This is a genomic window from Pseudarthrobacter sp. alpha12b (genome assembly GCF_054130495.1).
In genome coordinates this window covers 1,143,636-1,169,169 of sequence record NZ_CP196746.1, presented here as the reverse complement: position 1 = coordinate 1,169,169, position 25,534 = coordinate 1,143,636, and the positions used below count along the sequence as shown (strand labels likewise).

16 protein-coding genes are annotated in these 25,534 nt (G+C 63.1%); 14 read left to right on the top strand and 2 right to left on the bottom strand.

Annotation, left to right across the window (positions count from 1 at the left end; translation table 11 throughout):
• The first annotated feature begins 172 nt into the window (after positions 1-172).
• The 9 genes from ACTAQI_RS05180 (at position 173) to ACTAQI_RS05140 (ending at position 13,885) form a co-directional block, all read left to right on the top strand.
• Positions 173-1,597, top strand: coding sequence for a glycoside hydrolase family 32 protein (locus ACTAQI_RS05180; RefSeq protein ID WP_457950018.1), 1,425 nt, complete (start codon positions 173-175; stop codon positions 1,595-1,597).
• A gap of 255 nt (positions 1,598-1,852) precedes the next feature.
• Positions 1,853-3,829, top strand: a complete 1,977-nt coding sequence (locus ACTAQI_RS05175) for an amino acid transporter (RefSeq protein WP_457950017.1) — start codon at positions 1,853-1,855, stop codon at positions 3,827-3,829.
• A 301-nt stretch (positions 3,830-4,130) separates the two neighbouring features.
• Complete coding sequence (locus ACTAQI_RS05170) at positions 4,131-5,186, top strand: LacI family DNA-binding transcriptional regulator (protein WP_457950016.1); 1,056 nt, start codon at positions 4,131-4,133, stop codon at positions 5,184-5,186.
• A 258-nt stretch (positions 5,187-5,444) separates the two neighbouring features.
• Positions 5,445-6,665 carry an ABC transporter substrate-binding protein gene (locus ACTAQI_RS05165; RefSeq protein ID WP_457950015.1) on the top strand — a complete coding sequence of 407 codons (1,221 nt, stop codon included), beginning with the start codon at positions 5,445-5,447 and terminating at the stop codon, positions 6,663-6,665.
• Between the two features lie 91 nt (positions 6,666-6,756).
• A complete protein-coding gene (locus ACTAQI_RS05160) occupies positions 6,757-7,593 on the top strand; it encodes a carbohydrate ABC transporter permease (RefSeq protein ID WP_457950014.1) in 837 nt (278 codons plus the stop codon).
• Positions 7,587-8,498, top strand: a complete 912-nt coding sequence (locus tag ACTAQI_RS05155; RefSeq protein WP_457950993.1) for a carbohydrate ABC transporter permease — start codon at positions 7,587-7,589, stop codon at positions 8,496-8,498. The genes ACTAQI_RS05160 and ACTAQI_RS05155 overlap by 7 nt, the downstream gene beginning before the upstream one ends.
• 34 nt (positions 8,499-8,532) lie before the next feature.
• Positions 8,533-10,653 (top strand): beta-galactosidase, encoded by a 2,121-nt coding sequence (locus tag ACTAQI_RS05150; protein WP_457950013.1) that lies wholly within the window; start codon positions 8,533-8,535, stop codon positions 10,651-10,653.
• 182 nt (positions 10,654-10,835) lie between these two features.
• The gene (locus ACTAQI_RS05145; protein ID WP_457950012.1) at positions 10,836-11,600 is read left to right on the top strand and encodes a ParB family protein; all 765 of its coding nucleotides are present in this window, start codon (positions 10,836-10,838) and stop codon (positions 11,598-11,600) included.
• A gap of 137 nt (positions 11,601-11,737) precedes the next feature.
• Entirely contained in the window at positions 11,738-13,885 is a 2,148-nt protein-coding gene (locus tag ACTAQI_RS05140) for an amylo-alpha-1,6-glucosidase (protein WP_457950011.1), read from the top strand.
• Between the two features lie 155 nt (positions 13,886-14,040).
• Here ACTAQI_RS05140 and ACTAQI_RS05135 read toward each other — a convergent pair whose 3' ends face one another.
• Positions 14,041-17,031: an exo-alpha-sialidase gene (locus ACTAQI_RS05135; RefSeq protein WP_457950010.1), complete on the bottom strand. Its 2,991-nt coding sequence runs from the start codon at positions 17,029-17,031 to the stop codon at positions 14,041-14,043.
• Positions 17,032-17,135: 104 nt separating this feature from the next.
• Between ACTAQI_RS05135 and ACTAQI_RS05130 the strand changes: the two genes are divergently transcribed.
• Entirely contained in the window at positions 17,136-18,827 is a 1,692-nt protein-coding gene (locus tag ACTAQI_RS05130) for a sialidase family protein (protein ID WP_457950009.1), read from the top strand.
• Between the two features lie 52 nt (positions 18,828-18,879).
• Here ACTAQI_RS05130 and ACTAQI_RS05125 read toward each other — a convergent pair whose 3' ends face one another.
• Complete coding sequence (locus ACTAQI_RS05125; RefSeq protein ID WP_457950008.1) at positions 18,880-19,779, bottom strand: DUF4862 family protein; 900 nt, start codon at positions 19,777-19,779, stop codon at positions 18,880-18,882.
• A 119-nt stretch (positions 19,780-19,898) separates the two neighbouring features.
• Between ACTAQI_RS05125 and ACTAQI_RS05120 the strand changes: the two genes are divergently transcribed.
• The 4 genes from ACTAQI_RS05120 to ACTAQI_RS05105 all read left to right on the top strand — a co-directional run bounded on the left by ACTAQI_RS05120 (position 19,899) and on the right by ACTAQI_RS05105 (position 25,524).
• A complete protein-coding gene (locus ACTAQI_RS05120; RefSeq protein WP_457950007.1) occupies positions 19,899-21,524 on the top strand; it encodes an ABC transporter substrate-binding protein in 1,626 nt (541 codons plus the stop codon).
• A gap of 110 nt (positions 21,525-21,634) precedes the next feature.
• Complete coding sequence (locus ACTAQI_RS05115) at positions 21,635-22,591, top strand: ABC transporter permease (RefSeq protein ID WP_457950005.1); 957 nt, start codon at positions 21,635-21,637, stop codon at positions 22,589-22,591.
• Between the two features lie 3 nt (positions 22,592-22,594).
• Entirely contained in the window at positions 22,595-24,721 is a 2,127-nt protein-coding gene (locus ACTAQI_RS05110; RefSeq protein WP_457950003.1) for a dipeptide/oligopeptide/nickel ABC transporter permease/ATP-binding protein, read from the top strand.
• The gene (locus ACTAQI_RS05105) at positions 24,718-25,524 is read left to right on the top strand and encodes an ATP-binding cassette domain-containing protein (RefSeq protein WP_457950001.1); all 807 of its coding nucleotides are present in this window, start codon (positions 24,718-24,720) and stop codon (positions 25,522-25,524) included. The genes ACTAQI_RS05110 and ACTAQI_RS05105 overlap by 4 nt, the downstream gene beginning before the upstream one ends.
• The last annotated feature ends 10 nt before the right edge of the window (positions 25,525-25,534 follow it).

Sequence of the window (25,534 nt, the reverse complement as noted above, 5' to 3'; positions counted from 1 at the left end):
CATGGAAGATTCACCCTCGGTCTCTCGTCGTTCACTCCTTACCGGAAGCAGTGTGGCTGTGCTCAGCGGATCGCTCGCACTTTCAGCAGCGTTCGCCGTACCCGCCGCAGCCGAACCCGCCACGGCACCTGAACCGCGATCAAAAGGCTCCATGTCAAAAGGACCACGCCGGATGCGCCCGACCTATCACTTCAGCGTCCCCGACAACTGGAAAAACGACCCTCAGCGCCCCATCTACATCGACGGGGAATACCACTACTACTACCTGTACAACGCCGACTACCTGCAGGGCGGCGGAGGCACGTCCTGGCGCCGCGCGACAACCACAGACCATGTCGCATTCACTGACCGCGGCGTCGCGATCCCGAAATTCAGCGACGGCAATGGCGACTGCTGGTCAGGATCCCTTGTGGTCGACGAGCGCAACACCGCCGGGTTCGGCGAAGGGGCTGTCATCGCGCTTGTGACCCAGGCGCCGGAAGGCCGCCAGGCTCAGTACCTCTGGTACTCGACTGACCGCGGCCGCTCCTTCCAGGCCGCCAGTTCAGCCCCCGTGCTGCCGAACCCCGGAGTGCAGGACTTCCGGGATCCCAAAGTGATCTGGGACGCTGACCGCCGGCAGTGGTTCATGGTGAACGCCGAGGGGCAAAAGCTTGGCTTTTACGCGTCCGCCGACCTGCGGTCCTGGCGGCGCGTCGGCGAGTTCATACGCACCGATCTGGGAGTGCTGGAATGCCCTGATATCTTCCGCATGACTGCTGACGACGGCAGCTCGCATTGGATCCTCGGCACGAGCGCCAACGGCAAAGGCCGCGGCCTGCCCGCGACCTACGCGTACTGGACGGGCGCTTTCGACGGAACATCGTTCACGCCTGATCGGCCGGAGCCCGAATGGCTCGACTACGGCTATGACTTTTACGGAGCAGTCACATATCCCCATCACGACGCGTCGGGTGCGGAGGATGAGACCCTCCGCCGGGTAATCGGGTGGGCGAACTTCTGGGACTATCCCCACAACACGCCGACCCTTGAGACGGACGCCTACAACGGCGATGACATGATCGTGCGCGACCTCCGCCTCAAGCGGGCGGACGGGGCGTACCACCTCGTCTCCGCCCCCACCGCTGCACTGGAGAATTATGGGAAGCGCGACCACGTCCTGGGCGACATAGTCGTAAGCGGCACCCGCGACCTCGACGTCCGCGCCTCCGCTTACGACTTGACCTGCGAGCTCGTGTGGGACCCCGCGTCCGCTCCTGCCAACGTGGGTTTTGAGCTATGCCGCGCACCAGGCGGCGGCAGGCACGTCGCCGCCGGTGCATTCCTGCGAGGCCCCTTCGCGTATCTCAACAGGCGGCCAACGATCAACCCAACCGGCGGTGAAACCCAGACCCCTATCGACCCCTCGACAGGACGGCTCACCATCCGCATCCTCGTGGACCTTACGAGCGTGGAGATGTTCGTCGGAGACGGACGCATGGTGCACTCGCACCGGGTATTCCCTCTTGATGGCGACAACGGAATCCGGCTTTACGCCCATGAAGGAGCCGCCACATTCCGGAACCTGGCCATTCGCGAAATTAAGGAATTGCGTTAGTCCAGGCCCTGATTGTCCGGCAGGTCTTTCTGCAGACCAAGGTTGTGGTTCGCAGAAAGGCCTGCCCGGGTCACAGGTGGGCCATCTGCTTCAAAAGGGTGCGGCAGTAGAGAATGACCAAACCTGCAGGGCCGGCAACCAACTGCTTGCCCGGCTCCACGTTGGGTAAGACAAGTTCAAGACCTGCAATGCAGATTGGACTTGCCCGGTTCCACAGGTCGCAGCCCGCGGTTCCAGCCCCAACAGAAAGACCCGATGAGAACCCCATCTGAACACGTCGTTCCAGCGCACGTTGACCTCAAGCTGGGCAATGAGCCGAACCACAAGCCCCTGGTCCGTTGGCTGCTCGCCAACCAGGTGGCCCCTGCCGGCCCGGAGGCCGAGGAAGACCACAGGCCCAACGCCTGGTGGAAAGTCATGTGTCTGACCGGCGTCGACTACTTCTCCACCCTGTCCTACCTGCCCGGCATCGCAGCCCTGGCCGCCGGGGCACTGTCGCCGCTGGCCACCCTGCTGATCGTGGCCCTGACCCTGCTGGGCATGCTGCCCATGTACCGCCGGGTCGCCCAGGAGAGCCAGCACGGACAAGGGTCGGTGGCCATGCTTGAGAAGCTGTTGCCGTTCTGGCGCGGAAAGTTCTTCGTCCTGCTGCTTCTCGGTTTCGTCGCGACCTCCTGGATCATCACGATCACCCTTTCCGGTGCCGACGCGACGGTGCACCTGTTGGAGAACCCGCTGATCCCCGAGGCCCTCAAAGGAAGCGCCGTCATCATCACCGTGGTCCTGCTGCTGATCCTGGGCGGGGTGTTCCTGCTCGGCTTCAATGAAGCTGTCGGTGTCGCCATCCCCCTCGTGGCCGTCTACCTGCTCCTCAACGCCGCCGTCGTGGTCGCCGGGTTCGTCCACATCGCAGCGGACCCGTCGCTGGTGGCCGGCTGGACCGACCGGCTGTTCTCCAGCGGCGGCGGCCCAATCGGGCTGGTCAGCCCCGCCATCATCGCCTTCCCGCTGCTGGTCCTGGGCCTGTCAGGATTCGAAACCGGGGTGTCCATGATGCCCCTGATCAAAGCCACCGGAACCACGCCGGAGGAGGTCATGGCCTCCCGCGTGAAAAACACGCGGAAGCTGCTGACTACGGCGGCGCTCATCATGAGCGTCTACCTCATGTCCACCAGTTTCCTCACCACGGTCATGATCCCGGCCAAGGAATTCGAGGACGGCGGACAGGCCAACGGGCGCGCCCTGGCGTTCCTCGCCCACAATCTGTTCGGGGCCGGCTTCGGCACCGTCTACGACATCTCCAGCGCCCTGATTCTGTGGTTCGCCGGCGCCTCCGCCATGGCCGGGCTCATCAACATCGTGCCCCGCTACCTGCCTGCCTACGGCATGGCCCCGGAATGGGGCCGCGCCGTCCGCCCCGTGGTGCTGGTCTACACCGTCCTGAGCATCGGCATCACCATCGCGTTCCACGCCGACGTGAACGCCCAGGCCGGAGCGTATGCCACCGGCATTCTGGCCATGATGGTTTCCGGGGCGGTCGCCGTCACGGTCTCGGCCATCCGGCGCCGGAGCAGGCCCGGGGCCGTCGGCTTCAGCATCCTGACCCTGATCCTGCTCTACGCACTCGCTGACAACGTCCTCGAAAAACCGGACGGCATCCTCATCTCGGCGTTCTTCATCGCCGGAATCATCGCAGTCTCGCTCACATCGCGGGTCAGCCGCACTACCGAACTGCGGGTGGACACCATCGAGTTCGACGAGGCCGCCCGCCAGTTCATCACCGACTCGATCGCCTTCGACGGCGAACTGCACATCATTGCCAACAAGAAGCAGCACGGTGACAAGGCAGAGTACGCCGAGAAGGAATACGAACAGCGCGGGCTGAACCCCGTGCCAGGCCCCGCCGACGTCATCTTCCTGGAAGTCGAGATCTCCGACCCCTCAGAGTTCAGCCACACGCTCCGGGTCGAAGGCGCCGAAGTCGAGGGCTACAGGGTCCTTCGGGTGAAGTCCCCGGCCGTGCCGAACGCCATCGCCGCCGTCCTGCTGGCCATGCGGGACTCCACAGGAGTCAAGCCCCAGTGCTACTTCGAATGGTCCGAGGGCAGCCCGGTCAACCACCTCATGCGGTACCTGTTCCTCGGCCAGGGTGACACGCCCCCGCTGGTAAGGGAGATCCTCCGGGAGGTCGAACCCGACAAGGCTGCCAGGCCCGGCATCCATGTGGGCTGACGGCGCGGCGCGGGCTCGCGCAGGCGCCTCGCTCTCTTCGCACGCACTTGAACAGGCCACCGCGGCGGCCAGGCCACAGCCCGCGCACGTGGCGTCAGAGGGACGCCACCACAAGTTTTGTACACACGTTAAAGCAAGAATCCCCTTTGACGGGGGAAACACATTGCCCGCCTCTCCCAGAGCAGAGAGGGACTCGGGTAGTACGTGGAGTGTCGGCGGCGACAACGTACTATAACGGATTGGTCACGAACACTCACGCCATAGTTGACAGCGCTGTCAGTAAGAGAGTTAGATCACATTCATGAATGACAGCGCTGTCGAAGCCTCCTCCAAAGAAGCATCGAAACAGGCGTTGCCCCGACTTGCGGACGTCGCAGCTCATGCCGGGGTTTCGTCCAAAACGGTGTCCCGCGTCGTAAACAACGAAGCGAATGTGAGGCCACAGGTCCGGGCCCAGGTCCTTCGTTCGGTGGCCGCTTTGGGTTATCGCCCGAACGCAGCCGCTCGTGCCCTGGTTACGCAACGGACCCATCAGATCGGACTCATCGCAACCGCGAGCTCGCTTTACGGTCCGACGGCGGGGTTGTTCAGCCTGGAGCAGGCCGCCTGGAAGGCCGGCTACGGTCTGACACTCACCACGGTCAGAGAGGCATCCGACGCGCAGCTCGAAGAAGCCATCCATTACCTCATGGTGCGTGGCGTTGAGGGAGTGATCGTTTCCGGCGTGGCGGGAGTTCTCCATCTCGAAACGTCCGCCCTGGCTGACATGCCCCTGGTCAGCACCAGCCCCATTACGACCGAGTCGGCAAAGCACGTGTTGGTCGACTCGGATCAGGTAGCTGGCACGAGAGCCGCCGTGCGTTATCTCTATAATTCTGGGCATCGTCGGATTGCGCACCTCGCCGGCCCGTTGAGCTGGGACTCGGCGGCTCGGCGACGCGACGGGTGGCTGCAGGAGCTGGAGGGCCTGGGACTCGACCCCGGCCCCCTGATTGAAGGTGACTGGTCGCCCAAATCGGGATATGACGCGGCGCATACTCTCGATCGAACAGCGGCGACCGCCGTCGTTGTCGCCAATGACCACATGGCGATTGGTGCGATCCGCGCCTTCACCGAGAAAGGCCTCCGCATCCCGGACGATATGTCTGTGATTGGCTTCGACGACGTTCCCGAAGCCGCCTACCAGATGGTTCCTCTGACGACGGTTCGTCAGGATTTTTCCTCCGTCGCTGAACGTTCCGTGCGCGAGCTCGTACATCTGATTGAGGGGCGCGCAGCGGAAAACACCAGCATTCATCTTCCTACTGAACTGATCGTGCGGGCATCCACCGCAACTCTCATCGGCGACCCGAGCTGATTGATCAGTTTCTTCAACCCGTAAGAACGAACATCACCCACGTTCGCCGGCGCGACGGCCTTACGGGCGCATTGCCGCATCCACACCACCCATTCGAAAGCAGAAGCCATGTCACGATATATTTCACGTCGCTCCATCCTGGCCGCGTTTCCTCTTGCTGCCTTAAGTGTTAGCGCTCTCACTGCCTGTGGCGGAGGGACGTCCCCGGCCTCGGGTGGGGCCTCCTCCCCCGTCTCGCAGGCAGATATTGATGCGGCCATGAAAAAGGACACCAAGCTGACCTTCTGGACATGGGTGCCGGACATCCAGAAAGAAGTGGACTTGTTCCAAGCCAAATACCCTGCAATGAAGGTCGAGGTGGTGAACGTTGGCCAGGGCGGGGCCCATTACCAGAAGCTCCGGGCGGCAATCCAAGCCGGAAAGGGAGCCCCGGATGTGGTGCAGATGGAGTTCGACAAACTGCCATCGTTCACCCTGACTGACAACCTCCTGGACCTCACCGCATACGGTATTGGCGATTTGAAGGCCGACTACCCGGCCTGGGTATGGGACGGGGTGACGCCAGGCGGCAAGGGAATTTACGGCGTACCGCAGGACACAGGCCCCATGGGCATGCTGTACCGCGAAGACCTGTTCACGGCCGCCGGAATCACCATCCCCAAAACGTGGGACGACTTTGCGGCCGCGGTCTCGACATATCGGGCCAAGAACCCCTCGGGTATGCTCGTCAACTGGGCCCCCAGCTCGGAAGCGAACATGCTGGGTCTCTTCTGGCAGGCCGGCGGCCGACCCTTCTCCTACGACGGAACCAAGAACGTCAAGATCAACCTCACCGGAGACGCCGCCTGCAAGAAGGTCACCTCCTTCTGGAACGATCTCTTCCGGTCCGGCAACATCGGGAACGAACCCGACTTCGCCGACGCCTGGTACCAGGGCCTGAACAGCGGAAAGTACGCGTCCTGGCTGACAGGTGCATGGGGGCCGGTCTTCCTCCAGGGAACAGCGAAGAGCACGGCTGGCAAATGGCGTGCGGCACCCCTGCCCCAGTGGGATCCCTCCAAGCCGGCAAGCGGCAACTACGGCGGTTCCACCGACGCCGTCCTGAAGTCAAGCGAGAACCCCATTGCCGCGGCAATGCTGGCCCGCTTCGTCAACACAGATGACAAGGCCGCACTGACCCTTGCCAACGAACAGTTCCTCTTCCCGCCGTCGACGAAAACCCTCAAGAACCCGGCCTTCGCTGACGCGCCGTCAACCTTTTATGGTGGCCAGAAGGTCAACCAGCAGTTCACCGACATCTCCTCGACCGTCCAGGAGGGCTTCCAGTTCCTGCCCTTCAACGACTACGCCGCCAGCAGCTACGACAAGACCATGGGCAAAGCCATCGGTGACCGTGGGGATCTCAACGCCGCATTGTCCGCCTGGCAGGATGACCTGGTGCAGTACGCCAAGGGACAGGGATTCACCGTTGCAAGCTGAGACTTCCTACCGTCAAGCACAGCGGACCCCACCCAGGAAGACAGCGAACATCGCGCGGCGGCGCCAGTACATGGCGGCCTACGCATTGTCCATGCCGTTTATGATCGCCTTCGCATTGATGATTGCTGTACCTCTCGCCTACGCAGGCTATCTCTCCCTCTTCAAGAAGCAACTCATTGGCGGGGTCTCGTTTGTCGGCATGGACAACTACGCGCGTGCCCTGACCGACGCATCATTCCTCGGCGGGGTCGGCCGCATGGCCCTGTTCCTGGTCATCCAGGTACCGGTCATGCTTGGCCTGTCACTGCTCTTCGCCCTCATCCTGGACAGCGGAATGTTGCGCCTGCAAAAGTTCATCCGTCTCGGGGTGTTCTTGCCGTACGCGATTCCCAGCGTGATCGCCACCTTGATGTGGGGCTACCTATATGGGAAAGACTTCGGGCCGTTCGCGCAACTGGCCAAGTCGCTGGGGCTTCCGGCGCCGGATTTCCTTGCCGGGGGCAACGTCCTCTTCTCGATTATGAACATCGTGACCTGGGGATTCGTCGGGTACAACATGATCGTCATGTACGCGGCCCTCAGGTCCATACCCGCCGAACTATATGAAGCCGCGCGTGTCGACGGCGCCGGCGAATGGAGGGTGGCATGGTCGATAAAGATACCCGCCATCAAAGGCGCCTTGCTGCTGACCACAATCTTCTCTGTCATCGGGTCATTCCAGCTTTTCAACGAACCGAACCTCCTGCGCGTCATCGCCCCGGCAGCCATTGGTCAGGATTACACGCCGAACATGTACGCCTTTCAGCTCTCCTTCGTCAATCAGGATGCCAACTACGCCGCGGCCATTGCCTTCCTTCTCGGGATCGTAATCATGGCCGTCAGCTATGGCGTCCAGCTGACAGCGAACAGAAAGGAAAAGGTATCGTGACCGCCACAGTCGCTGACCGCCTCACGGCAAGAAGCCAGACCACGACGCCACCGCGGCGCAAACGATCGGGCCGCAGCACGCTCCTCACCGCAGCCATGCTGCTGTGCCTGGTCTACTTCCTCCTGCCTATCTTCTGGCTCATCGTCGCCTCAACCAAGGCAAACGAGGATTTGTTCAGCAGCTTCGGCCTCTGGTTCTCGAACATGAACCTGGCCGAGAACCTGAACAACGTCTTCACCTTCCAGAACGGCGTCTTCATCCACTGGATGGTCAACAGCCTTATCTACGCAGTCGTAAGTGGCCTGGGCGCATCAACCCTGGCCACCGCCGCCGGCTATGCCTTCGCCAAATACAGGTTCCCGGGTGGGAACGCCATGTTCACGATTGTGTTGGGCGCGGTGATGATCCCGATGACGGCCCTGGCCATCCCCACTTACCTGCTTTTCGCGGGCGCCAACCTGACCAACACTCCCTGGGCAGTGATCCTGCCCTCGTTGGTGAGCCCGTTCGGCGTCTACCTCATGAGGGTCTACGCAGCCGACGCAGTCCCGGACTCACTCATCGAAGCGGCACGCGTCGACGGCGCCAGCGAAATGCGCATCTTTCTTCAGATCGTTCTTCGGCTCCTCGTACCCGGCTCCATCACGGTGCTGCTTTTCGCACTCGTGGCGTCCTGGAACAACTACTTCCTGCCCCTGATCATGCTCAACAGCCCTGAACTGTTCCCGCTTCCGGTCGGCCTTGCCCAATGGCAGGCGGCCTCTGCCGCAGGATCAGGCTCCCAGGCACTGTTCTCCACCGTCATCACCGGGTCCCTCGTCTCAGTGCTCCCGCTAATGGCCGCATTCCTGTTCCTTCAGCGCTACTGGCAGTCCGGCCTCGGCAGCGGTGCCGTCAAAGCGTGACCCAGACCCCAATCCTCGACGAAAGTAAGAATCCATGTCTGAACGACCCCGCAAAGTGCTCTTCGGCGCAGCGTACTACCACGAATACCAGCCCTCTCCCCGCCTTGAGCAGGATCTCGACCTCATGGCACAGGCCAACATGACCGTCATCCGCGTTGGCGAATCCACTTGGTCCCAGTGGGAGCCCGAGGACGGCAAGTTTGACCTGGAGTGGATGACGCCGGTCCTGGACGGCGCCCACAAACGCGGAATCTCCGTGATCCTGGGCACCCCGACCTACGCCATTCCGATGTGGCTTGCCCGACGCTACCCGGAAATTGCGGGCGAGCCGACGACCGGCCAGCCGCTGGGATGGGGTGCCCGGCAGGAGGTGGACTACACCCACCCCGCTTTCAAATTTCACGCCGAGCGCACCATCCGCAAAATCGTCCAACGCTTCGCAACACACCCGGCCGTTATCGGCTATCAGGTCGACAACGAACCGGGCCTACTCACCTTCCACAACCGCGGCGTTTTCCAGCGCTTCACGGACGAACTGCGGCACCAGTACGGAACGGTGGAGAACCTCAACAAGGAATGGGGCCTGGTCTACTGGTCCCATCAGCTCTCCACCTGGGCGGACCTCTGGACACCGGACAACAACGCCCAGCCGCAATACGACCTCGCGTGGCGCCGGTTCCAGGCCAGACTCACCACCGAATTCCTTCAGTGGCAGGCCGCCATCGTCCGGGAATACGCAACCCCTGAGCAGTTCGTCACCACCTGCATCGCCTACGACCGGCCCTCCCAGCACGATCAGGACATGACCCGGGATTTCGACGTCACGGCGGGCAACCCCTACTACGCCATGCAGGACGCTTTCGCCATCCCGCCGTCCAGCAGCACACCACAAGGGTGGGCGACCAGCGGCGCCTGGACGCTCTTCCAAAGCGGTGACCGCATGTATTCATCAAAACAGGCTCCGTTCCTGGTCACCGAGACCAACGCCGGAGCCATCGGCGGATCTGCGATGCAATATCCGGCGTTTGACGGACAGTGGCGGCAGGCCGCCTATGCATTCATCTCCCGCGGCGCCGAGATGATCGAATACTGGCACTGGGCCACGAACCACTATGGCACTGAAACGTACTGGGTTGGTGTCCTCCCACATGACCAGAAACCCGGACGCGTCTACCACGAACTGGCCCGGTTGGGAGCGGAGCTCAAAACTGCAGACCAAGCCCTGGTCGGCCTCACACCGGATGCGAACGTGGGCATGATCTACTCCAATGACTCCAAGTGGGGTCTCGCCGGCCAGCCCTGTTTCCTGTCCGAGGCGCCAATGACGGGAGACGAACGCTCCTATCAGAAGAATTTCGAAGCCTTCTACCAGGGTGCCTTCCGGGCGGGAGCCCCGGTCCGGATCCTGCACGACCGCCAGATCACCGGCACTGAGGGCCAGAGCCTCGACCCTGCCCAGGTGGCTAAGGAACTGCCCGTCCTGATTGCCGCCGGCCTGTACATAGCCGATGACGAACTGCTGGACTGGCTCCGGGCCTACGCAGAAGCCGGCGGACACCTCGTGCTGGGCATGCGTACCGCGTACGCAGACCACGAGGCACGGGCCCGGCTCGAAACAAAACCTTCCCGCCTGGCTGAGCAAGCAGGGGTCAGCTACCAGGAATTCTCCCAGCTCGCCCACCCGCTTGAACTGGAGGCAGCGGAAGGATTCCAGCTTTCGCCAGGAAGCCTCGCGACCCGCTGGATCGACTACCTCGAGCAGCAGCACGGCACCGCCCTTGCCAGCTACGTCCATCCTCAGTTCGGCCGCTACCCCGCCATCACAACCACGGCGGCGGGTGCCGGCAGGATCACGACCGTCGGCACGCTGCCAAACACGGAACTGGCTGCAGACCTGATTCGCTGGCTAACCCCGGACCACAATGCAAGATGGGAAGACTTGCCGGAGACCGTCACCATCCACTCGGCGAAAAGTGCGGACGGACGCCGTTTACACTTCGTGCACAACTGGGGCTGGGAACCGGTCACGATTGCCGCGCCGGCTTCCGTGGACGACCTCCTCGACACGGAGCAGACCAACTTCACCAAGATTGAGCTCACCGCATGGGACGTGCGAGTCCTTATCGAAACTTCCAAGCAGGAAGCCAATAGCTAACTGGCTGGAGCACCGGGAGGAGGCCCGAACACTCCGGGCCTCCTACCTACCTTCCCGTCCGTCTTCGATGCTGGCGCCAGGACAGGGCCCCGATGAAAAGGGTCAGGCTCTCGTTTAACGAGGCGAATCAAGGACTCGCAACGGCAAGGAAGTGCGCCCCCTAGCTTCACCCCGCACGTCTTATGAACCGTCGCGTGGCGCCCATCCGCGCACGACCGTTTTACGCCCGCTCTCCATCGAGAACTCACACGGGAGACCAATTGCAAACTACCGCACGCATGGCAGATGTCGCAGCGGCAGCAGGCGTCTCAATGGCGATCGTTTCCAATGTTCTCAACCAGCCGGACATTGTCGCTCCCGGTACTCGCGAGAAAGTAAGGGAGGCGATACGCGCCCTGCAATACAGGCGGGCCGCGCACGTCGCACGTCGTTCGGAGAAAAGCCCGCGGACACGCCGGCCCAAACCTAACCCCGCCCCGGCGACCGGATGGGAAAAGCATGGATTCCCCAAGGTGAAATCGGCTGCTCACATCAACCCATATTTCACTGCCGATCAGGCTGCCCAGGTCCGTGCGGCACTTCAGGCGGCCGGGCCAGGGGAAGGCTATGTCTCGCTCTCTGATCTAGTGGTTGCCGCGACGATGGAGGAAGTCAAGCGACTGCAACGCAGGTACAACGAGGGGCGGCATTGGCCCGGAATATCAGCCGGGAGGATCCGGCGCGGACGGCCCACTCTCGGTGAAGCTACGACGCGCAACCCCTCTAGCGAGGGGATATGCCGTGCCCGAGGTGGGACTCGAACTACACTCGGGGCCTTACAAGCACTGGGAACTCCCGAAAACACACGAGATGTACACACCCCCGAATTCGCCCTCGCCGTTGGATGTGTCCGCGTTAAAAAGCTCTGCGATCTCCCCCTGGCAAGCGCAGCCCGACTCTCGCATTGAACGCTCAAGCCAGAATTCCAGCCTAAGACTCTGGCGGCCAAAAGGCAGCAGGCGTAGCGTCGATCACAGTCAGATTGGCTAAGAGGCAAGGCCTGATGACCAGTCTGGCAGCATGGGATTTTCCCAAGGAGGCGGGCATGGCAGGGTGGAACGCCGACACGGCGGCCGGGCCTTTAGGGGTTGGTACCGTCACACTGGTGGAGGGTTCGTCCTTCTGTATTTCCATGCCCAACGGAGACATCCATCCGGAGCATCCCCACGGCCTTTTCGTCCAGGACACCCGGTTTCTGTCCACGTGGTACCTGACGATTAATGGGCAGCCGCTGGAGCCGCTCGCGGCCGAGGTTAAGGAGCCCTACCGCGCCCTTTTTGCAGGACGCGTCCCACGCTCTGACGGTTACGCGGACAGTCCCCTCATTGTCGAGCGACTGCGCGAGGTGGGTGAGGGCATGCAGGAACAGCTCACGGTCCGGAATTTCTCGCTGGTACCCATGGAGTGCATCCTTCAGCTGGTGGTTGGGTCGGACTTCGCCGATTTGTTCGAGGTCAAGGAAGCCAGGATCCAGAGGCAATGGGAGGAACGCCGGCACGTTGACGATGGAGTGCTAACGATCCACGGCCGCTGGAAGGACGTCCAAAAGGACATCGTCAATGCTCCCGATGCTGACGTGACCATCGACGCCATTATCTGCCGGGTGATGATCCAGCCGAGGTCGGAATGGTCCACGACTGTCAGCGCGGTGCCAGTAACCGGAAAATCCCGTCGGCCAGCCTTCGGCCACACGGGCGGTGAGTTGTCCCCCAGCGATCGGCGCCGCCGGGAGTGGGTGTCCAGGATCCCAATGCTGCGAATGGGAAATCCCGCGATTGAGCGGACACTCAAGCGTAGCTACGACGACTTGGGAGCATTGCGAATCGAGGACCCGGACCATCCAGACCGTGTGGTGGTGGCTGCCGGCGCGCCATGGTTCATGACCATCTTCGGCCGCGATTCCCTCTGGGCCTCTGAAATGGCGCTTCCGGTGGACCCCTCCCTGGCGCTGGGCACACTGCAAACCCTGGCGGACCGGCAGGGAACCGTGGTTGATCCCCTCAGTGAAGAGGAACCTGGCAAAATCCTCCACGAAGTAAGACTCGATGTCTCAAGCGGGCTCTCTCTAGGCGGAAAATCCACTTACTACGGCAGCGTGGACGCCACCCCTTTGTTCGTTGACGTCCTGGGGGCCGTCAGCCGCTGGGGCTTCGCCAAAGAAACCATCAACGCATTGCTGCCCCACGCAGACCGCGCACTGGAGTGGATCCGCGACAACGGCGACAAGGACGGCGACGGTTTCGTCGAATACCAGCGGCTCAACCCCAACGGTCTGGTCAACCAGGGGTGGAAAGACTCGTGGGACGGGATAAATTTCGCCGACGGGCGCCTCGCTGAACCGCCCATCGCACTGTGCGAAGTCCAGGCCTATGTCTTCGCTGCTTACTTGGCCCGGGCATGGATGGCATACGACGCTGGCGATTATGAGATCGGAGACACTTACGCTGACCGCGCAGCCCTCCTGAAGAAGCGGTTCAACGAAGAGTTTTGGATACCTGAACGCGGCTACTACGCCGTCGCCCTCGACGGGCAAAAGCAAAAAGTCGACGCGTGTGCCTCCAACATGGGCCATTGCCTGTGGCTGGGACTGGTGGACGAGGACAAGGCCGCGCAGGTGGCGCGGCACCTAGTGTCCCCGGAAATGTTCAGTGGCTGGGGCGTCCGTACACTCGCAAGCAACATGGGCGCCTACAACCCTGCCAGCTATCACAACGGTTCCGTATGGCCGCACGACAACGCGATCATCCAGGCGGGCCTGGTCCGTTACGGATTCGTGGAAGAAGCACAAAGGATCTCCACTGCACTCCTGGAAGCCGCCGACTTTTCCGGCGGCCGATTGCCGGAACTTTTCTGCGGGTTCAGCCGCGACCAGTTCACCGAACCCGTCCCCTATCCCACGGCCTGCTCGCCCCAGGCATGGGCAGCGACCTCACCGATCCTGCTATTAACCAGCCTGATGCGCTACGACGCCCACGTCTCCCGCGGAGGAGTTTGGCTGGACCCCGTTCTGCCGAAGTCCTACGGCGACCTTCAGATCACCAACGCACCACTGGCCAGCAAACACGTCACCATCAACATCACAAACGCACTCCCCAGCATGCAGGGACTACCCGAAGGAATAACATTCCACCGAGGGCACCGTCCCTGGATCACCGAGCTCGTAGAACAAGCCAGCCGAGACCGCAGAACCTGATGATTACGGACAGTAGGACCGGAACCGATTCAGACGGAAAAGAACGTGTGACTTGTTGTGTTGGTTGTCCTATTTTTCTCATCTTCCACGACGAGAACGGCCGGCGTGACCGCCGGCCGTTCCTGTCTACGCTGCTCTCCTTGAACGATGGCAGGTTATCCCTTCGGGGTCACCTGCAGCCTGTCGAAGGAGACCTGTTTGCCGTCCTGGTCAAGGACCACAAAGTCATCGCGGCCGTTCTGGACGTCAGCCGGCAGGATGAACTCCACCGTGTTGTCCGTGGTGGGGAAGATCCAGCCGAGGCGCTGGCTGTGCTTGTTGAGGTAGACGTAGTACCACTGGCCGTATTCGAGTCCGTTGAGGACCACTTTCTGGCCGTTGCGGTACCTCTCCGCCGTGCCCAGATCGAACGGCGGAAGCTGTTCCTCCAGGTCCTGTACCGTGAGCGCCGGGATGATTTCCGGACGTGCCGGTTGAAGATCCAGGATGGTTTCGTCCCCGGCCAGTGTGGCGGAGACCTGCTTTGCACCGTTGACGGCGGTTGCCTCGAGCTGCACTGCCTCCAGCCGTCCGGCGGCGATGTCGGCAGCGGTCAGGACGTAGTCGCGGGTTGCCGTTATGGTGCCGCCCACCCCCAGTCTCGGTTCCAGGATAGAAGCGTCAGGTGCGCTGAGTTCCGTCAGGGAAACGTTGCCGGCGTTGCCCAGGGTGTAGGTGTAGGTGATGGTGTCACCTACGGAGGCATACCGGTCCCCGTCGTTGTCTTTCCATTCCGTTGCTATAGTGCCCTCCAGCCGTGGGTCACGGACTTTGAGGTCAACTTCTCCGCCGTCAACAGTGTAGGTACGCGTTGTCTGCCCGGCGGACCTGACCTCCCAGGTGGTGGCCGGAACAAAGAAGCCCTGTTCGGCTTCCGCCGCGGTGACTTCATGCCGCGGGGTAGTGCAAGCGTAGCTCTGGCCCGCCGGCAGCACACCGTAGCGGCAGTTGCCGGGGCCTTCAGGGACGAAGGGGCTGAAATTGCCGGCCGTGGGAACGACCTTCTCGGTCAGGGGGCTGGTGTTGGTGACGTCGAATGTGTAGGGAAAGGCTTCCCCTGCGGTGTAGGGCTGGGTGGCCAGGTCACGGCCGGCATCGTTGCGGCTGCCTGTGATGTCCGCTGCGACCAGTCCGTCCCGCAACGCAACGGCCGCGCCGGTAAACGCAACTGTCTTGGTGAGCGACGGCGTCGAGCTGGCTGTGATGGTGAAGCTCGCCTGCGGAACGAAGTAGCCGCGCGCGATGTCCTCGGCCGTCATCGTGTGCTTTGCCGTGGTGCAGGTGTAGGAGGCGCTGGCGGCCAGGTTGTTGTACCGGCAGTTGGGGGCCGACGGCGGCAGGAAGCCGGCGTCGAAGGTGCCGGATGCGGGCACTGAGTTCACCGTGACGTTGGCCGTGCTCTTGACGTTGAATGAGTAGCCCAGCACCTCGCCCTCTCGGTAAGGGTTGGTGATGACGTCCCTGGCAGGCGCGGTTCCCGTGATGGAGAGGCCCACCTGCGGCGCCACCGGAACGGTGGCTGTGAAGGTGTGCTGCGAAACCCGGCCGTCCGCCGTCATGAAGGCCGCGTTAAGGCTTTGCGGACCGCTGGCGCTGGTCGAGGCGGTCAGGGCCACGTTTACGGTCACCGAGGCACCGGGTGCGACGTCGGGTACGGGCACTGTGGTGGCGGACCACCCGGTGGGGGTGTAGACCGTGGCGTTCGCGCCCGAGAGCGTGGTGGCTTCCTGGTTGGTGATGGTGACAGGGACCTGCTCGGTGGCAGCGGGAGCAGTGGTGACCGCCGGAACTGACAGCGGTGCGCACACGTAGTTCAACCACGCGTCGTCGAACATGGAGAATGTGATGTTGTCCGTGTAGTTGCCTTCGTAGAGGACCCCGAACTGTCCGTCTTCGAGCCGGGTGACGGTGGAGTACGCGGAGAAGCCCGGGCGGATGGTGCGGACACCCGGCCAGGTGGCACCGTCATCACACGAAACCCGGGCCGATACGTTCTCCCGGCCGGTCTTGGAGTTGGAGTTGGTGAAAATGAGCTTCTTGGCGGCAGCGGACCCTTGCACCCCCGCCGGGTACATCCGGGCGATGGCGCCGTTGTTGGCCGGGTCCGGGAGTTCCGTGTCCTGCGTTACCGGGCCGTAAGTGGCACCGCCGTCAGTGGAGATCGCGACTTTGCGGTAGCCCTGGTTGGCGTTGTCGCGGGAGTTCAGTAGGACCCGGCCGTCCGAAAGTTCCACGGTTTTGTTTTCATCCATGCGGTCACCCACGTTGGCGCCTTTGTGCCAGGTGGCGCCGTGGTCGTCCGAGTAGACGCTGTAAGCCTGAATGCGGTTGCTGCCGTCGGCCTGGCGGACGTCCCCGGCATACTGCTGGATCAGGCGGCCCTTGTACTGGCCGTACTTAAGCTGGATCCCTTCCCCCGAGGACGCGAAGTTGGAGCGGATGTCACCCGCTATGGGGTTCGTCTTGCTGGCGCCCGGTTTGGTGATGGTGGTGATCAGCCGCGGCTGGCTCCAGGAGGTGCCGCCGTCGGAGGACTCGATAACGGCGGAGGAAATGACGCTGCGGTCAGCATCGTCATTCCCGTACTGGCTGCCGAAGAAGCCCTGGTCCTTGGAGTAGACGAAGAAGGTGAACACCTTGCCCGTCTCGGCATCAAGAACGTAGGAGGGGTCGCTGTAGCCGTACTTCGGCGCACTGGCATCCGCCACGTGGCCTGCCGCAATCACCTGCACGGGTCCCCAGGTCCGGCCACCGTCGGTGCTGCGCCGCTGCACGATCGAGTTGGGGTTGGGGGCGTCGGCCGCGCTGCCGGGCCTGCCGTCCCAGGAGGCCAGGACCACGCCGTTTCCAAGATATGTCATGGCCGGGATGCGGTAGAAGAAATTGCTGGCGGTCCGGTCTGCCGCCAGGTTCTGTTCCGAAAAAGTCCCGGGAGGTGCGGTGGGGCTGTTCGGCGGGATGGGGGCGGCCTGGGCGGCGGGAACGGTTCCGGCCAGCAAGGCAAGGGTTAATGCCGCTGCTCCTGCACCCCTTCCCACCACTGCTGTGCGTCTGATTCTTCTCTTCGTGGAACCCAAATCATGTGTCCTTTCGGGGAGCCGCTGCATCGCGGGCCTGCTGAGGTGACGATCGCCAGAGGTAATTAGAAACCTTCGACATACGACGTCCTACAACCGTATAGTGGCCCGCTTCACATTGCTAGACTTAAGGGGTGACGTCCTACATCTCACCTCCTGTCCCCCACCTCCCGGTTGCCGTCGCGGCTGTGGAGCACGTCCTCGCCACCCGCGGAACCGGCGGCTACCGGCAGTACCGCATCCCGGCCCTTGCCGTCACCGCAAGCGGGACTGTGCTGGCGGCCTACGACGGCCGGCCCAACCTTGATGATCTGCCCAGCCCCATTGACCTGCTGCTCCGCCGCAGCACGGACAGCGGCCGGACGTGGAGCAGCCAGGCTGTGGTCCGCACGGCAAAGGGCCTCGAGGGTTTCGGGGATCCGAGCCTGCTGGTAGACATGGAAACGCAGCGCATCTTCCTCTTCCATGCGGCAGGAACCCGGGCTGGATTCTTCGAGGCCACCGCCGGGCAGGATCCGGACGATGAGTACGTCCAGCACTGCGATCTCAGCTTCTCCGACGACGACGGACTGACCTGGCAGCACCGCAGGATCACCAGCCAACTGAAAGGCAGTACTAACCGCCCGGTTACCGGAATTTTTGCTGCTGCCGGCCAGGGCATCCAGATCCATTCAGGACCTTTTACCGGCAGGCTGGTGCAGCAGTTCGTTATCCTCTGCGAGGGCGCCATCATGGCCGCCTCCGCGTACAGCGATGACCACGGAGGCTCCTGGGCCCTCGGCCAGCTTGTTGGCGAGCAGACGCACGGCTTCAGCCCCAACGAAAACAAGGTGGTTGCACTGGCGGACGGCCGCCTCCTGCTGCACAGCCGCAGCACGCCGCGCCGCCTCGCCGCAACATCGGACGACGGCGGGGCCACCTGGAGTGCGCTGGCTCCCGTTGAGGAACTTCCGGATCCGAGCGACAACGGCTCCCTTGTCCGTTTCGACGGCCTGCCCAATGTGGCCGGCCTGGCCGACGGCAGCACCGACTCCTGGCTGCTGGCCACCAACAACCACGACACAGCCCTGCGGCGGAACACGGTACTCAGCCTGTCTCTCGACAACGGGCGCAGCTGGCCGGCGAAACTGGTCCTATGCCCCGGAAGTTCCGCCTATTCCACCGCAGCCCGCCTCCCGGACGGCAGTATCGGCGTCCTGTATGAGCGGCAGGGTTACCGGGAAATAGTCTTCGCCTCCGTGCCGCAGGAGCAGCTCACGCAACAACTCAATGCCCCTCAGGAGCCTGCGTCCACAGACGGCCCTGGCCTGGTGTTCGATATTGAACTCCGCTCCATCACCCCCGGCCGCCCGGCCGTGTGGCTCAACGCTGGTGAATTCCACGTCATGCCTTCCAACACAGAAGGCTGGAACGTCCATACCTGGAAAGAGATTGGCCAAGGCTACACCGAAGGATCAGCGCAAATCCTCGGCACCCGGGAGGCGCAGGACCTGAACTACGGCCTTGTCACACCCGGCTACAGGGCCGGGGACATCCTGGCTTTCACCGGCAGGGCACGCAATGGCGGTCCCCTCCCGGTGACCGAGGTGCGCCTGGACGGCCCGGGCGTCCACGCGTTCCCCGCCGAGGATCTTCTGCCCGGGGCGGAAGCGCTCTACTTCACCCCCACGCACACGTTGACCGAAGACGACGCAAAGCGCGAGTCCGTAGAGGTGGCATACACCGTCGAGGGAGTCATGGGCGGCTCGCGCCACCGCACGTCCCGGACCTTCCATTTTGATACTGCAACAGGAGCAGTCCGCGTGGAGCACAGGCCCTGGTCATGACCGGCTTCCGGCCGAACCGTCGCCGAGCTGCCTTTGCGGCGGTCAATTCCAATCAGGACAGCGTTTCGATCAGATCGCACATTTGCTTGAGGCGCCCGGCCCGGTCCTGAACGGACAGGCCGTGTTGTGGAAGCCCGATTTTGAAGCCTGTGATGGCGACCGGACCCGCTGCTGCCAGGCAGCGCTGGACCTCAGCGCGGTTCAGCAGCGAGCTCGGCGGTGCGCCGTCCACCTCAACGGGAGGCAGGTGGGCGTCAATCCACGGGTAACCGAACTCTGTCGCCTCCGGGGAGCACCCGGAGAACATCACCCCCGCGAGAACGCCTGCTTCCCGGGCCTGGAACAGATGTTCAACTGCAGTGCCAGTGTCCCCTGATTCAATGACCGAGCGCGCCCAGTTGACCACGATGCCAACCTGCCCCCACCCCTGGCCCTGAAGGGACTTAACGACGCCGACCTCCTCATCAAAGCTCAGAAACCCCTTCTCCGGCTTGCTGCCCACACGCGGAGCGTCGCAGTGCTCTACGAGCACGCGCGTGCTGCCCCACTCCCAGTCGAGTACTTCCTTGAGTGACTCCTCAAAAAGACGGGCCGAGGAATGCAGCGGCGGGGCAGAGTGCAGCTCAACCGCCTCCACGTTGTGCCCCTCGCCTGAGAGGCGGGAGGCATAATCACGCAACCCTGACACGAACTCCAGCGCTGCCCTCCGTCCATCACGATCCTTCGAGGCGAGGCCGAAAGCGGGAGTCCCACCCAATCGCTGCATGGTGCCTGGAATTGCTGTGACCACACCGGACCAACCCTCCGGAGCCCCAGCAGGCCACGGGCTTCCACCGTAGGGACCATAGGGCAGCTCCAGCCCCCGGATTGAAGGAATGCGGCCCAGCTCTTGATAGAACTGCTGCTGCAGTTCTTCCGCCTGCGCAGGGTAGGCGCCAACGATGAGGGACATTTGGACTCCGTTTGTGAGGGCGCGACCGCACTTGACGATGCGCTGTGATGGGACTTACAGTTTTATCACGAGCTCGGACGTCCTACATCCGATAAACTTTCTGGAATCGCGAGGCCTTCATGAACATCTCCTCCAAGAACCTGCAGCTGGTCAACGACGCCAGCCGCAGGAACTTCCTCAAGCTGACTGGCGCCATGGGCGTCGCCGCTGCCTTCACCGCTTCCGTCGCTGCGTGTGGCAGCCCGGCGGCCACCACCACCAGCGGCGGCTCGGCCAATGCCGCTGCGGTTAACAAGGACCTCATCATTGAGGCGGGCATCTCCTACGCCCTCTCCACCGGTTTCGATCCCCTCAGCTCCTCCGGCGCGACTCCCATGGCCGCCAACCTGCACATCTTCGAGGGCCTCGTGGAACTGCATCCGGCCACCCGGGAGCCATACAACGCACTGGCGGCCGCGGATCCCAAGAAGGTCAACGACACCACGTACCAGGTGACCATCCGCGACGGCGCCAAATTCCACGACGGATCACCGGTCACCACCGAGGACGTCGCCTTCTCCTTCATGCGCGTCCTGGACCCGGCCAACAAGTCCCTCTTCTCGCAGTTCATCCCGTTCATCCAGGATGTCAAGCCCGTCGACGCAAAGACCGTGGAGTTCACCCTCAAGTACGCGTTCCCCGGATTCGGCCCCCGCATTTCCGTGGTGAAAATCGTCCCCAAGGCACTCGCCAGCGACCTGAAGGCCTTCGATGCGAAGCCCGTGGGCTCCGGTCCCTACAAGCTCGTCTCTGCCGTCAAGGACGACAAGATTGTCTTCGAAGCGTTCGCTGACTACAACGGCCCGCAGCCGGCACTGGCCAAGGGTATGACCTGGCTCCTGCTTTCGGATGCCGCTGCCCGTGTCACCGCCGTCCAGTCCGGCCGGGTCCAGGCCATCGAAGACGTCCCCTACCTGGACGTTAACGGCCTCAAGTCCAGGGTCAAGGTTGAATCCGTCCAGTCCTTCGGCCTGATGTTCCTGATGTTCAACTGCGCCAAGGCCCCGTTCAACAACAAGCTCGTCCGCCAGGCCCTGCACTATGGCCTGGACAAGGAAGCCATCATCAAGAAAGCCCTCTTCGGCAACGCCAAAGCGGCCAGCTCCTACTTCCAGGAAGGCCACCCCGACTACATCAAGGCCAAGAACGTGTACGGCTACGACGCCGGGAAGGCCGAAGATCTGCTGAAGGAAGCCGGCGTCGACAGCCTCGAATTCGAGCTGCTCACCACGGACACCGCCTGGGTCAAGGACGTCGCCCCTCTCATCCTGGAATCCTGGAACAAGATCCCCGGAGTCAAGGTCTCCGTGAAGAGCATCCAGTCCGGCGCCCTCTACACGGACCGTGTTGGAACCGGCGACTATTCAGTCGTGGCAGCGCCCGGAGACCCGTCAGTGTTCGGCAATGACGCAGATCTCCTCCTGAGCTGGTTCTACTCGGGAGCCACCTGGATGGACAAGCGAGCCTACTGGACCACCCCTGAGCGCGCCCGGCTGCAGGAACTGATGAACAAAGGCTCCCAGGCCGCCGGGGACGAAGCCAAGAAGATCACGGGCGACATCATAGATCTTGTCTCCGACGAACTCCCGCTCTATCCGATCTTCCACCGTCAACTGCCCAGCGCGTGGGACGACAAAAAGCTCAGCGGCTTCCAGCCCCTGCCCACTACCGGCATGTCGTTCATCGGCGTCGGACGCACCTCGTAGGCAGCCCCCTTTGCGTTGCGAGGCCTGCACTGCGTCCCTGATCCCGGGGAGCACGCAGGGCGGGCCTCGCAACTTCTTGAACTGCAGCACCCAACACACCGGAGAATAAATTGGTCACGATATTGCGTCTGCTTGGCCGCAGACTCGCAGCATTGCCATTGATGATCCTGGGCATCACCCTGCTGGTCTTCCTCGTACTGCAGGCCGCGCCCGGCGACCAGGCAAGCTCGGCACTGGGCGAAGGCGCCAGCGAAGAAGCAAAGCAGCAGTACCGCCAGGAGAATGGGCTGAACGAGCCGCTGCTCGTTCAATACGTCGCTTTCCTGGCCAAGCTGCTGCGATTCGACCTCGGCGTAACCACCCCACCGGCCAAGTCCGTGGCGTCGATGATCGGCTCGGCATTCCCGCTCACGCTCCAGTTGACGTTCCTGGGCGTCATCATCGCAGTGGTCCTGTCCCTGGTCTTCGGCATCCTCGGCGCCCTGTACCGTGACAAGTGGCCGGACCAGCTGGTCCGGGTCTTCTCCATAGCCGCCATCGCCACACCATCGTTCTGGCTGGGCATCCTGCTCATCCAGTGGTTCGCCCTCGGCTCCAGCCCCCTGTTCCCCTCGGGCGGAATTGCGACGCCGGAATCAGGTTTCGGCGGATGGCTGAACTCCATGGCGCTTCCGGCGCTTGCCCTCGGCATTCCCGTCTCGGCTTCACTGATCCGCGTGGTCCGCACCTCAATGGTTGAGGAACTGGACCGGGACTACGTCCGCACAGCGATCGGCAATGGGGTCCCCTACCGTGAGGTTGTCTCCCGCAACGTCCTTCGCAATGCGCTGGTGACGCCGGTGACCGTGCTGGGACTCCGCGTGGGCTACCTGCTGGGCGGCGCCGTCGTGATTGAAATGATCTTTGCCCTGCCCGGTATGGGCCAGCTGATCCTGAACGGCATCACCAACCTGGACGTCAACCTCGTCCAGGGCGTGGTGCTCACCATCTCCGTCACCTTCGTTCTTGTAAACATCGTGGTGGACCTCCTGTACCTGCTCATCAACCCCCGAATCAGGACGGTATAGCCCATGCGCAGCAAACTCGCTGAACGGCTGAGTGCCCCCGGCCTCCGGCTCAAAGCCCTGCCCTGGGGCTCCCGCATCGCCCTCCTCTTCCTCATCATGATCGTCCTGGCCGCCGTCTTCGCACCGGTGCTCGCCCCGCACGATCCGCTCGAGACCTTCATCCCCGCCACCCCGCCCGGCGGCGAACATTTCTTTGGCACCGACCGGCTGGGACGCGACATCTTCTCGCGCCTACTGTTCGGCGCCCAGTCCTCGCTGCTGATCGGCCTCGGCGCCGTAGGCCTGGCGATCCTGGTGGGCGCCCTGCTGGGCTCTTTCGCAGCGACGTCCAGCAAGGCCGTGAACGAATTGATCATGCGCCTCATGGACATCCTGATGGCCTTCCCCGGCATCGCCCTGGCTGCGGTCCTGCTGGCAGCGTTCGGCAATTCGGTTCCCACCATCATTATTGCGATCGCCATCATCTACACCCCGCAACTGGCCCGAGTGGTCCGCGCCAATGTGCTGTCGCAGTACGGCGAGGACTATGTGCGCGCTGAACGCGTGATCGGTGCCGGCCGGTTCTACATCCTCCTCAAGCACATCGTCCGCAACACCGCGGCCCCGGTACTGGTGTTCGCAACGGTGATGGTGGCCGATGCCATCATCCTCGAAGCGTCACTCGCCTTCCTGGGCGCCGGTGTGCAGGATCCCGCGCCATCGTGGGGCAACGTGATCTCCTATGGACGCAACCTTGTCCTCTCCGGCGGCTGGTGGGCCACAACCTTCGCCGGTGCCACGATCCTGCTCACCGTCCTCTCGCTGAACATCCTCGCCGAAGGCCTCACCGACGCCATGGTGAACCCCAGGCTGCGCAAGGCGGCAGCAATAAAGGACGACGACGGAGCGGCAGCAGTCGTGTCCGCAGCACCTGCCGCCGTGGACACCGAAGTCGCCACCTCTGTTGCCCAACCATCCGTGGTGGAGAAACACGAGCTCGACGGCGTCCGTGCAGCCTACTGCGACGTCCTCACGGAAGAGGACTACAGCGCGGCAGCCCTGTCCAATCCCAAGCTTGCCGCGGCGAACCCGCACCTGCTGCTGGATAAGGAACTGGAGCTGCTGGCCGCCATCGAAGCCAAACGCACCGATCGTCTCCCCCAGGTACAGGCCGGCGCACGCAACGTCCTGGAGGTGCGCAACCTTTCCATCCGGTTCCCGGCCCGCTTTGGCGACATCCCGATCGTGGACAACGTCTCGTTCACGGTCCGCGAAGGAGAAACCATGGGCCTGGTGGGCGAGTCCGGCTGCGGCAAGTCCATCACCTCCCTGGCGGTCATGGGGCTTCTGCCCAAGACCGCGGAGGTCACCGGTTCCATCAAGTTCGACGGCAAGGAACTGCTGGATCCAGCCGCCCGGCACAGCAGCATCAAAGCCTACGAAGGCCTGCGCGGCGAGCAGATCGCCATGGTCTACCAGGACGCGCTCAGCTCCCTGAACCCGTCGATGAAGATCAAGGACCAGATGGAACAGCTGACCAGGCGCGGCGGCCGCAAGACCCCCGCCGAGCTGCTGGAAATGGTTAAACTCGACCCGGTACGGACCCTGGCCAGCTACCCGCACGAGCTCTCCGGCGGGCAGCGCCAGCGCGTCCTGATCGCCATGGCCCTGTCCCGCTCCCCCAAGATCGTGGTGGCCGATGAACCGACCACGGCCCTGGACGTCACCGTCCAGAAACAAGTGGTGGACCTCCTCAACGAACTGCGCGAACAGCTCGGCTTCGCCATGGTCTTCGTCAGCCACGATCTGGCGCTGGTCGCCTCGCTGGCGCACCGCATCACCGTGATGTACGCAGGGCAGGTAGTGGAGTCGGCCCAGGCATCCGAGCTCCTGCAGAATCCGAGGCACGAATACACCCGAGGATTGCTCGGCGCAGTCCTTTCCATTGAGGCCGACGCCGTCCGCCTGCACCAGATCCCCGGCACCGTCCCGTCCCCCCGCGACTTCGCGCCGGGTGACCGCTTCGCACCGCGCTCGCTTCGGTCCGACGCTGATCCCGGCCAAAAGCTGGTCCTGACCCCGGTCGGAGCCGCAGGCGGCGACGATGCAGACCACTACTGGGCGAGCCACCTGAAGGAGGATGCGAAATGAGTGAATCAACCGGCAAGCCGGTCATCGAACTCAAGGACGTCAAGGTCTACCACCAGGCGCGGGGCGGCGGGCTCTTCCGGCCCAACATCGTCAAAGCGGTGGACGGCGTGGACTTCTCCATCAGCCGCGGCGAAACCGTAGGTATCGTCGGCGAATCCGGCTGCGGCAAGTCCACCCTCGCCTCGGTACTCGTGGGACTCCAACCGCCGACATCGGGCGAGGTCCTCTTCCACGGCAAACCTGCCATCAAGCGGAACGCCGCCATGCGCAAGGCATTCGGCCGCTCGGTGTCCGTGGTCTTCCAGGACCCCGCCACCGCTTTGAACCCGCGCATGACGGTCCAAGACATCCTCACCGACCCACTGCAGATCCACGGTATCGGTACCGCAGCTTCCCGCGCCGCAACGGTCAAGGAACTGTTGTCGCTGGTGGGACTGCCGCAGTCCGCCTCCGAGGTCACGCCGTCGCAGGTTTCCGGCGGCCAGCGCCAGCGTGTGGCAATCGCCCGCGCACTGGCCCTGGATCCGGACATCATCGTTGCGGACGAGCCGACGTCCGCTCTGGACGTGTCCGTCCGCGCCCAGGTGCTGAACCTGCTCTCGGACCTGAAGACGCAGCTGAACCTCGGGATGGTGTTCATCTCCCACGACATCCAGACCGTCAGGTACGTCTCGGACCGCATCTGCGTAATGTACTTCGGCAAGATCGTCGAGCAAGGCAGCGCGGCCCAGGTCTTCGACAACCCCAGCAACGATTACACCAAGAAGCTGCTGGGCGCCGCCCCCAGCCTGCTCCACATCTAGTTTTCCCTCA

Coding starts and splice junctions, on each gene's coding strand:
- ACTAQI_RS05180 (WP_457950018.1), top strand. CDS start 173: ATGCGCCCGACCTATCACTTCAGCGTCCCCGACAACTGGAAAAACGAC.
- ACTAQI_RS05175 (WP_457950017.1), top strand. CDS start 1,853: ATGAGAACCCCATCTGAACACGTCGTTCCAGCGCACGTTGACCTCAAG.
- ACTAQI_RS05170 (WP_457950016.1), top strand. CDS start 4,131: ATGAATGACAGCGCTGTCGAAGCCTCCTCCAAAGAAGCATCGAAACAG.
- ACTAQI_RS05165 (WP_457950015.1), top strand. CDS start 5,445: ATGAAAAAGGACACCAAGCTGACCTTCTGGACATGGGTGCCGGACATC.
- ACTAQI_RS05160 (WP_457950014.1), top strand. CDS start 6,757: ATGCCGTTTATGATCGCCTTCGCATTGATGATTGCTGTACCTCTCGCC.
- ACTAQI_RS05150 (WP_457950013.1), top strand. CDS start 8,533: ATGTCTGAACGACCCCGCAAAGTGCTCTTCGGCGCAGCGTACTACCAC.
- ACTAQI_RS05145 (WP_457950012.1), top strand. CDS start 10,836: ATGAACCGTCGCGTGGCGCCCATCCGCGCACGACCGTTTTACGCCCGC.
- ACTAQI_RS05140 (WP_457950011.1), top strand. CDS start 11,738: ATGGCAGGGTGGAACGCCGACACGGCGGCCGGGCCTTTAGGGGTTGGT.
- ACTAQI_RS05135 (WP_457950010.1), bottom strand. CDS start 17,031: ATGCAGCGGCTCCCCGAAAGGACACATGATTTGGGTTCCACGAAGAGA.
- ACTAQI_RS05125 (WP_457950008.1), bottom strand. CDS start 19,779: ATGTCCCTCATCGTTGGCGCCTACCCTGCGCAGGCGGAAGAACTGCAG.
- ACTAQI_RS05120 (WP_457950007.1), top strand. CDS start 19,899: ATGAACATCTCCTCCAAGAACCTGCAGCTGGTCAACGACGCCAGCCGC.
- ACTAQI_RS05110 (WP_457950003.1), top strand. CDS start 22,595: ATGCGCAGCAAACTCGCTGAACGGCTGAGTGCCCCCGGCCTCCGGCTC.
- ACTAQI_RS05105 (WP_457950001.1), top strand. CDS start 24,718: ATGAGTGAATCAACCGGCAAGCCGGTCATCGAACTCAAGGACGTCAAG.